The 8807-nt window shown below is 33.6% G+C and carries 11 protein-coding genes; 6 read left to right on the top strand and 5 right to left on the bottom strand.

The window, feature by feature from the left end; all coding sequences use genetic code 11:
* Positions 1 to 124 precede the first annotated feature (124 nt).
* Positions 125 to 316 carry a hypothetical protein gene (locus ACN4EE_RS02470; protein WP_431704813.1) on the bottom strand — a complete coding sequence of 64 codons (192 nt, stop codon included), beginning with the start codon at positions 314 to 316 and terminating at the stop codon, positions 125 to 127.
* Between the two features lie 152 nt (positions 317 to 468).
* Positions 469 to 1062, bottom strand: a complete 594-nt coding sequence (locus tag ACN4EE_RS02465) for a peroxiredoxin (protein WP_431704812.1) — start codon at positions 1060 to 1062, stop codon at positions 469 to 471.
* 252 nt (positions 1063 to 1314) lie between these two features.
* On the opposite strand from ACN4EE_RS02465, the gene ACN4EE_RS02460 reads away from it, so the two are divergent.
* The 5 genes from ACN4EE_RS02460 (at position 1315) to ACN4EE_RS02440 (ending at position 5865) form a co-directional block, all read left to right on the top strand.
* Entirely contained in the window at positions 1315 to 2478 is a 1164-nt protein-coding gene (locus ACN4EE_RS02460; protein WP_431704811.1) for a hypothetical protein, read from the top strand.
* A 19-nt stretch (positions 2479 to 2497) separates the two neighbouring features.
* A complete protein-coding gene (locus ACN4EE_RS02455) occupies positions 2498 to 3490 on the top strand; it encodes a pentapeptide repeat-containing protein (protein WP_431704810.1) in 993 nt (330 codons plus the stop codon).
* A 131-nt stretch (positions 3491 to 3621) separates the two neighbouring features.
* Entirely contained in the window at positions 3622 to 4002 is a 381-nt protein-coding gene (locus ACN4EE_RS02450) for a DUF3119 family protein (RefSeq protein WP_431704809.1), read from the top strand.
* A 175-nt stretch (positions 4003 to 4177) separates the two neighbouring features.
* Entirely contained in the window at positions 4178 to 5503 is a 1326-nt protein-coding gene (locus ACN4EE_RS02445) for a DUF3086 domain-containing protein (protein WP_431704808.1), read from the top strand.
* Between the two features lie 92 nt (positions 5504 to 5595).
* A complete protein-coding gene (locus ACN4EE_RS02440) occupies positions 5596 to 5865 on the top strand; it encodes a YciI family protein (RefSeq protein ID WP_431704807.1) in 270 nt (89 codons plus the stop codon).
* 19 nt (positions 5866 to 5884) lie between these two features.
* On the opposite strand, the gene bioF is transcribed toward ACN4EE_RS02440, so the two are convergent.
* On the bottom strand, positions 5885 to 7054 hold the full coding sequence (gene bioF, locus ACN4EE_RS02435) for an 8-amino-7-oxononanoate synthase (RefSeq protein WP_431704806.1): 1170 nt from the start codon (positions 7052 to 7054) through the stop codon (positions 5885 to 5887).
* A gap of 142 nt (positions 7055 to 7196) precedes the next feature.
* On the opposite strand from bioF, the gene ACN4EE_RS02430 reads away from it, so the two are divergent.
* Positions 7197 to 7787, top strand: a complete 591-nt coding sequence (locus ACN4EE_RS02430; RefSeq protein ID WP_431704805.1) for a phycobiliprotein lyase — start codon at positions 7197 to 7199, stop codon at positions 7785 to 7787.
* A 51-nt stretch (positions 7788 to 7838) separates the two neighbouring features.
* On the opposite strand, the gene ACN4EE_RS02425 is transcribed toward ACN4EE_RS02430, so the two are convergent.
* Both ACN4EE_RS02425 and ACN4EE_RS02420 read right to left on the bottom strand, forming a co-directional pair.
* Positions 7839 to 8243, bottom strand: coding sequence for a retropepsin-like aspartic protease (locus ACN4EE_RS02425; RefSeq protein ID WP_431704804.1), 405 nt, complete (start codon positions 8241 to 8243; stop codon positions 7839 to 7841).
* A gap of 17 nt (positions 8244 to 8260) precedes the next feature.
* A complete protein-coding gene (locus tag ACN4EE_RS02420) occupies positions 8261 to 8755 on the bottom strand; it encodes a DUF5678 domain-containing protein (protein ID WP_431704803.1) in 495 nt (164 codons plus the stop codon).
* Between the last annotated feature and the right edge of the window lie 52 nt (positions 8756 to 8807).

Genomic DNA, 8807 nt, shown 5'->3' with positions numbered 1-8807 from the left:
TCCTAGAAAGGGAAAAAATAATTATTTTTCCTAAATAATTAACCTTGTGGATAATAATGTTAAATATTGTCTATGTCTCAGAAATTCCTGAAGGGAACAAATCCCGTTCCTAAAATGATAAAAATTATTTTATTTTTTGATAAATAAGGGCGGTTATCTGATTCTCCATCGCAATCCTTTTCACAAGGTTAGTTAAATGGCAAATAGCCGCACCAATTTCCAATATACACAAAACTAACTTTTCATCTTTCTCTACTTCTTCATGCTGATTTTGATTTACGCATTGCATTGTAGAGGATGCTTCTATCGGAAACATTAGGATAGATTTTTAAGATAGTCTTTTCTCAGTCTATCCTATTGGATTACTATTTGAATATTTTTTCTCGATAAGTTCTAGTGGAAAATTAATTATATGTATATAGGCAAGGGGTTTAAACCCCTTGTTATCAAAAGACTATGAGGCAACCCCTAATTATTAACAGTAGAGAAATATATCTTTGATTTTATGGGATCGGGATTCATAGTTTTGTCGCCTTCTTGCCAACCCACTGGACACACTTCATTATCGTGGGATTGAACGTGTTGAATGGCTTTTAATACTCTTAGAGTTTCGTCCACACTACGACCAAAGGAAAGGTTGTTAATGGTACTATGTTGAATGATGCCGTTTCGATCGATAATAAATAAGCCTCTCAAGGCTACTCCTGCCGAAGGTTCTAACACATTATAGCTAATACTGATTTCCTTTTTTAAGTCAGAAATTAAAGGATAGTTAATATCACCAATGCCTCCTTGTTTTCTCTCGGTTTGAATCCACGCTAAATGAGCAAATTCGCTGTCAACAGAAACCCCTAAAATTTCCGTGTCTAAAGCCTGAAACTCCTCATGTCGATCGCTAAAAGCAATAATTTCAGTAGGGCAAACAAAGGTAAAATCGAGGGGATAAAAAAATAAAACCACATATTTACCTAAATAATCAGAAAGTTTAACTACTTTAAAATCTTGATCTATAACGGCAGTAGCGGTAAAATCAGGGGCATTTTGTCCAACTTGAATACTCATATTATATAGTTCCATGAAAATAAATTTATATTATCTTAAACTCAGAGCCTCGCTGTGAATCATATTTCCATTCTTAATTCTTAATTCTTAATTCTTAATTCTTAATTCTTAATTCTTCATTCTTCATTCTTAATTCTTCATTCTTCATTCTGGATTCTTGATTTTGAATTATTAATGATTCATTATGCTAGGATAGGGGGTATTGGTTATAATTTCAGAATGTTCAATATAAATTAGCCCCGACGAAGTTCTATGATCGTATCGTCAGATATAATCTCTAGTATTGCCCACGATTTAAGTCGTTCACAAGAAGCTAAAAGAGCTAAAAAATTAATTTTTTATGTGAGTCAGAGATACTGGGAACCAGATTTTGCCATTGTTAACGGTTATTCTTTTGAGGCTTTGCTCGAAAGTCTTTATGAAGGTAATCCCACTCTGGAAGATTTGAAAGCCTTGCTCTATCAAGCTGTTAATACTTTAAATCGGAAGGAAGTATATGTAAAAATTGCCAAATATGTCTTCCAAAGAATGTCACCTTTATATAATGAGGAGCATTCTGTTTCAGCATCCCAAAATCAAGGCAATGAATTTGAATCGGATTTGCTCGATCGAATTGCCGAAAATATTAACTATCATGAAGAATCACCAAGAATCAAAAAATTAATTTTTGCCGCCTGTAAACAGTATTGGGAAAATGATATTAATGTGATTGAGATGTATGATATAAGGGAACTTTTATTGGAATTACATCAACTCTATCCCAATCCTAAAAGGTTAAAAAAAGCCCTTGAGGATATTGTTTCTACCATTAACAGACAAAATTTTTATTCGTTTATTGCAGATACGATCGTCGGAGAATTAACTTATCTATATAAACACGAAACTGTGGAAGTTAGTCAAGACAGCGATAGTGGGCAAGAAGAAGAAACTCAACTAATTAAAGCCAAAAGTAAAAATAATGTGCCAGAATCTCCTCCTGTCACCATGAATCAGGAAGTAGAGACGAATATTGAGCCTTCGGAATCGGAAGATGACTCAGGAATTGATATATCTGGTAATATGGCGGTGGCTGGAGTGCCAGAAGGGCAAGTAATTCCTTGGTTAAAACTGGATAATCTTTTTGATCTTAAACAGGAGATTATGCAATATACTAACCCCCTACGCGCCAAAATTATGTTATTTTATGCCATATATCAAATTGACATTACTGAACAACATTGGTCGATCGTGCGAACTTGTAGTTTAGATGATTTACTAATTAGGATGTTTCAGCAGTACGGTAAAGATATTAAAACCATTGAAGCTCATTTAATGGCAGTAGCTAATTCCAGTATAGAAGGATTAGAACCCGATGATAATGCTCAAGCAGTCAGTGCGATCGTGGAATCAGTCAAACATTTTTACAAAAAAACATAATTAGTCAAAGGTTAAAGCAATGGAAGTTAATGAATTTATCGAGCGTTATTCAGCAGGAGAAAATCGTTTTACGGGGGCAAATTTAGCAGGTATTGATTTAGTGGGAGCGGATTTAATCGGGATTATTCTCAATGATGCCAATTTACAGAAAGCCAATTTTACCTTTTGTTATTTAAGTCGAGCGGATTTAAGCAGAGCAAATTTAGAAGAAACCAACTTTAGTGGTGCTAATTTGAATCAATCCAATTTAGTGGGGGCAAATCTTCACCGAAGCGAATTTCATGGGGCAATTTTGCAAAAATCTGACATGAGAAATACTAAACTCACCCTTGCTAATTTGTTGGATGCTAATTTAATTGAAGTTGATTTACGGTTTGCAGACTTAAGTAGTGCTAACTTGAAAGGAGCTTGTTTAAGGGGTGCGAATATGCGGTTAGAAAAAAGAGCTAAACCAACTATTTTAAAAGGTGCTAATCTGGATAAAGCAGACTTAAAAGGAGCTGATCTTCAAGGGGTTGATTTAAGAAATGCTAGTTTAGTAGGGGCGAATCTACGGGAAGCTAATTTGAGAGGCTCGAATTTAACGGGGGCGGATTTAACTCAAGCTAATTTAAAGGGTGCTTTTTTAACGGAAGTGGATTTGACGGGGGGAAAATTAATCGGGGCGAATCTTTCTAATGCCAAATTAGAGCGGGTGAAATTCATTGATGCAGATATGAGTATGGTTAATTTAGACAGTGCCACCATGCCAGATTGTAAATTAATTAGAGCTAATTTAATTCAAGCAAATATGACTTTTGCGAGATTGAATCGATCGGACTTAAGTCGTGCTAATCTTTATGGTGCGATTATGCGTAACGCTTCTTTAATGGAGGTGTTTTTTGCCCGTACAAACATGACTTCGGCGGATTTAACTAATGCTAATTTAATTGGTGCAGATTTGAGTAGTGCTAATATTGCAGGGGTTAATTTGGAAGGTGCGATTATGCCTGATGGACAAGTTTATCATTAGAATACGATCCCCCCTCACCCCCCCTTAAATAAAGGGGGAACTTAAGTTTTCTTTGGTCGAAATCAGATAAATTTACCTCGATCGACTTAAAATATAAAGGATATTAAACCAAGATTTGAGTGAAATAACTAATGAAAAGTAGTGTTTTGTCTTCAGAAACGGTAACATTAGCCCCAAATTATCGTATTCCTTTTGTGATTATTATTGGTGGTATTGCCCTAAGTTTGTTACAAATAATTGTCAGTATTGTTGTTACCTTATTTGGAATATTTTTATTTATTCAAGCAAATATTATTAAGTTAAAATTTACCCCTACGGCTTTAGACGTTTATCGAGGTGAAAACAAAATTAGAACTTTTCCTTATAGTGAATGGGAAAATTGGGTGATTTTTTGGCAACCAGTACCGATTTTATTCTACTTTAAAGAAGTTAAGAGTATCCATTTTATTCCCATTATTTTTGATGCGGTAACTCTTAGGGAATGTTTAGAAAAGTACGGTCAAAAGTCTTAAATGATACTCCGTCAGAAAATACAAGATATAAGGCGATGACTAGGGAAAAGGGAAGAGGGAAGAGGGAAAAGAGAAAAATCAAAAAGAGTTTTGAAATACTCAAATTATGATCTTATTAAGTGTCTCTTAATTAGATAAAAAATTATAAATAAAAATACTAATTATATAAAATATTATGTCAGATATAAAAAAAGAATCCTTAGAAAAAAATACAGAGTTAGATTATTTTGATGATGATGATTTATGGCAAATGCAATCAGAAAAAACTACTAAAAGTGAGACTTCAAGAGATTCGATCGAACCTCCGAACTTTGTCATGGAATCAGAAGAAGAATTACCAAAAAATAATATAACCTCTGACGAATTAGCAGAAGATAATGATTCTATGGAAGAAGAATTAAACATTTTATCTTTAGAAGATATAGGCATAGATGACAATGGAAATAAAGAATCAAAACCGATTATCGAAAATAAAATAGAAGAAAATAAACCCCAAAATATAGAAAATATTGTCTTAGAAAATCAAGATTTATCAACCGAAAAGATAGATAAAATTGAAGCTAAAAATCAAGACTTAACTACTGAAATGGAGTTAATAAATAAACCTGATGATGATTTACAAAAATTCCAAGAAAATATTAAAATAAATATTAATTTATTAGTGCAAGAAGGCTTAAAAGAATTAGAGCAAAAAAAGCAAAATTTAGAGCTAGAAATTCAAAAACTAGAACGCAGAAAAGAGAAGATCGATCGAGAAATGAAAACCACATTTTCGGGAGTGTCTCAAGACTTAGCCATTCGAGTACAAGGATTTAAAGATTATTTAGTGGGTAGCTTACAAGACTTAGCCGCCGCCGCCGAACAATTAGAATTAGTTAATAATAACCCTCAATCATGGGAAGAAAACCCTAAAACTACCGCAACTCAAGAAAACAATAACCCTAATCCCAGTTTTGTGGAGAAAAACTTTAAAGAAGAAATGCGTCAAATTCGTGGTTTATTGGATCAATACCGTACCCGTCCAGATTACTATGGCGCACCTTGGCAATTACGCAGAACATTTGAACCAGTCCACGCCCAAAGAGTAGGAGAATGGTTTTTCAATCAAGGGGGAAGGGGAAGTTTACGCAGTATGAGTTCAAGATTGCAAAATATTCTGATCGCTTCTGCTATCATGTCTATACTCTATCAATTATACGGCGATCGAACCCGAACTCTAATTTTATCGGACACACCAGAAAGATTAGGAGAATGGAGACGAGGTTTACAAGACTGTTTAGGCATTTCTCGCAGTGATTTTGGACCAAATCGAGGAGTAGTGCTATTTGAAACACCTGAAGCCTTAATTCAAAAGGGCGATCGAATTATTGAAGAAAAAGACTTACCCTTAGTGATCATAGATCAAAGTGATGATAAAGTGAGTTTATCACTACTGAAATTTCCATTATGGTTAGCATTCGCCCCCGAAACAACCTCTCAATCATCTAACTATTATTATTAGTGTTTGATGAACATAGTGAATAGTGAATAGTGAATAGTGGAGAGTTTTTAATTCTTAATTCTTAATTCTTAATTCTTAATTCTTAACTATTTATGGCAAAATATATTTTATTCGGAAGCTATTGTGACAACGCCTTAGAAAAAAGAACACCCTATCGTCAAGCGCATTTAGAAGGCTTAGGAAAACAAAAAGAGGAAGGAATTTTAATCACTTTAGGACCAACAAAAGATAATACTAAAGTGTTTGGTATTTATGAGGCGGAAAATGAAGAAATCGTCAAAAATTTAATTGAATCTGATCCCTACTGGCAAAATGGTATTTGGACAGATTATGAAATCAAAGAGTGGATTCAAGCGTTTTAAACGAAGGTTTTAAAGGATTTTATGGTTCACTCAGATTTTTATCATATCCTAAATGCTGTTTGAGGGTGGCAAAATGTTCGGGTTTATGGGAAGCCATGAGCGAAAAACGAAGGCGACTGGTGGGTACTGTGGGAGGACGAATTGCAGGAACAAAAAAACCTCTCTCCCGTAGTTTTAAGCTAGTATTGAGGGCAGATTCTGCATTTTTTGACTTTAAACACAAAATTGCTGATTCACTGGGTAAAAAGCTCATATTTAGCGATGTTAATTCTTGTTTGAATAAGGCTATATTTTGCCAGAGGTTCGATCGAAGTGTTGTATCTGTAGTTATAATTTCAATACCCTTTAATCCTGCCGCCGTATCCGCAGGAGACAAAGCCGTAGTATAAATCCATGTTGGGCAACGATTACGCAAAAAATCGATTAAAACCGCACTACCAGCCACATAACCTCCTAAACTGCCGATAGCTTTACTTAACGTACCAATTTGAATAATATTGTCATTTTTTACCCCAAAATGTTCCATACATCCTGCCCCCGTTTTGCCCATTACCCCCGTAGCGTGGGCTTCATCTATCAATAACCAACAATCGTATTTATTAGCAATATCGATTAATTCAGGTAAAGGGCATAAGTCACCATCCATACTAAAAACACTGTCAGTAATAATTAAACAATGACGATAATCAGAACGATTTTTAGCTAATTTATGAGTTAAATTCACACAATTATTATGGCTATATTCTATTACTTTACTTTGACTTAATTTAGCTCCATTTTTGAGACTAGAATGGTTATATTCATCAGCTAAAATTAAATCTTTTTGATTCATTAATGCTGATATAACACCAATATTAGCACTATAGCCTGAACTAAATACTAAGGCTTTTTCCGTATTTTTCCACCGTGCGATCGAACCCTCTAAATCTTCATGTAACTTACGATGTCCACTGAGTAATCTTGATCCAGTGCTTCCTGTACCATATTGATAAATAGCCTCAATAGAAGCCTCCATTAACCGCTTATCCGAAGCTAACCCAAGATAGTCATTACTGGCAAAATTGACTAATTTTTCCCCTTCTAATTCAATGATTGCCCCCGATAACCCCGTAATGGTTTTTTCTTGACGATACCAATTAGCTCGTTTGATAGTATTTAAAGACTTAGAGAGGTATTCGGAAAGAGTCATAAGCTAGTTTGGATTTAAGTTTACTGATAGAGGTAGGCATCGGGGCATCGGCAAAAGGCAACGACGAAATATGGTTAATTTTTAATTCTTAATTCTTAAATGGTATAATCCTTATAAAATAGGTTTTATAATCAATTATAATATGGACGGTTTAACATTCTTTCAAAATAGTGCAGGGCAGTGGCGATCGCAACGAACAACCCATCATTTACCTTTCCGAAGAGCAGAAACAGGAGGTTCTCAGATAAAAGTAGAAACCTTAACTAAAGATGATCCCAAAATAGTCGAAATTTGTCAAATGCACTCCTTTAATCCAGACTTATCCGTAGGAGGCTCTTATGTAACATGGGATGGATCAATGCAATGGGATAAAGAAAATGAAGATCACAAAGGTGAGACAGTTTTTGCTTTAATTCCTACCGCCGAAAATCCCCGTCAAGGAAAATTACTTAGAGAAAGAGGTTATGCTGAAATTGTACCCGTTGCAGGAGAATACTATTTAGATCACGAAAACGCTCTTGTGCTAACTACAGAGTACGAAACCATGACTATTCATGAAAGATTTTGGTTTGTAGGAGATGACATTAGATTAAGAACCAGTACTGTACAAAGGTTTGGGGGTTTTAATACTGCTACTTTTTGTATTGAAGTGCGAGAAACAGACAATAACCAGTCTTCTACAGAAAAAAATAGTCCTAGTTTGTTAGATACTCCTTCTATCACTGGATGGTAATACTCGATCGTGAATAGTGAATATGTTGAATATCATAGAGTTTCACCCAACTTACTCAATGATAAATAGTTTAGCTTTACCATCAAAAGTAATTCGATAACGATTTAAAAAGTTGCGTCCTAAAATAATTAAACCATTGGTATCATCATCAGGACAAGCATAAACTTTAATTTTGATAAAATTTTCTTGATCAAAACTCATTAAAATTCGATAAGGAACAGTGATAATTTTACTATTTCCTACACCATAAATTATCTGATTATGTCTGCCTCTAATTAACGATTTTGGTTGTAATTTAGCAATAGTAGAAAAAGGAATAAGAGTACAATCAGCACCCGTATCAAGAATACCATCTTTTTCAATAACTGAACTACAATTATCAATATTTTTCAGTTGTAAACGAACTAAAGGAATTGGTGATTGATCATTAATTTCTGTATAATTACATTTAAACATTAAAATATTAAATTCTATTAAATTTTTATTTCTACCTTTTCAATAAACATTGATTTAACACCATATTTTTCTTCAACAAAATCAAGTAATTTTTCTTCATCATTGTCAAAAGCTAAAACCTCTCCATTTTCAAAATAAACATATTTACCTTGATAATTTTTCATAAGTTCTGGTAATTTTTCCTCAAAAAGTTGAGCTTGTTTTTGGATAAAATGATAGGTTTGTAAATCAGGATAAAGGCTTTTTGCTATTTCGGTATCGATGGCTATTTGATTGTTATTAATAATCTGATTAATGTCTTGTTTATGATCATAATAATAAGCTAAAGCACTTAAAATTAAAGAAGGATTCAGATGATTTAACTTAGTAATAACAGCATCTACGGATTGATGTAATCGTTTATATTCTTCGATCACCCAATAAACAGGAATTTGTGTTCCTTCAAGACAAATTATTTCTAATTCATTTTGTTTTATTCTTTCTAAATGAGGATATAAGGTAGCTGAAGACATAAAGATTAATTGTTAATTTTGAGATTATTTTAAATTCTTCTAACTTCTAATT

The organism is Geminocystis sp. CENA526 (assembly GCF_050753365.1).
In the GTDB taxonomy this organism is placed as follows: Bacteria; Cyanobacteriota; Cyanobacteriia; order Cyanobacteriales; family Cyanobacteriaceae; genus Geminocystis.
Note: the sequence above shows the minus strand (reverse complement) of the source record. Positions and strands in the feature narration are given on the sequence as shown.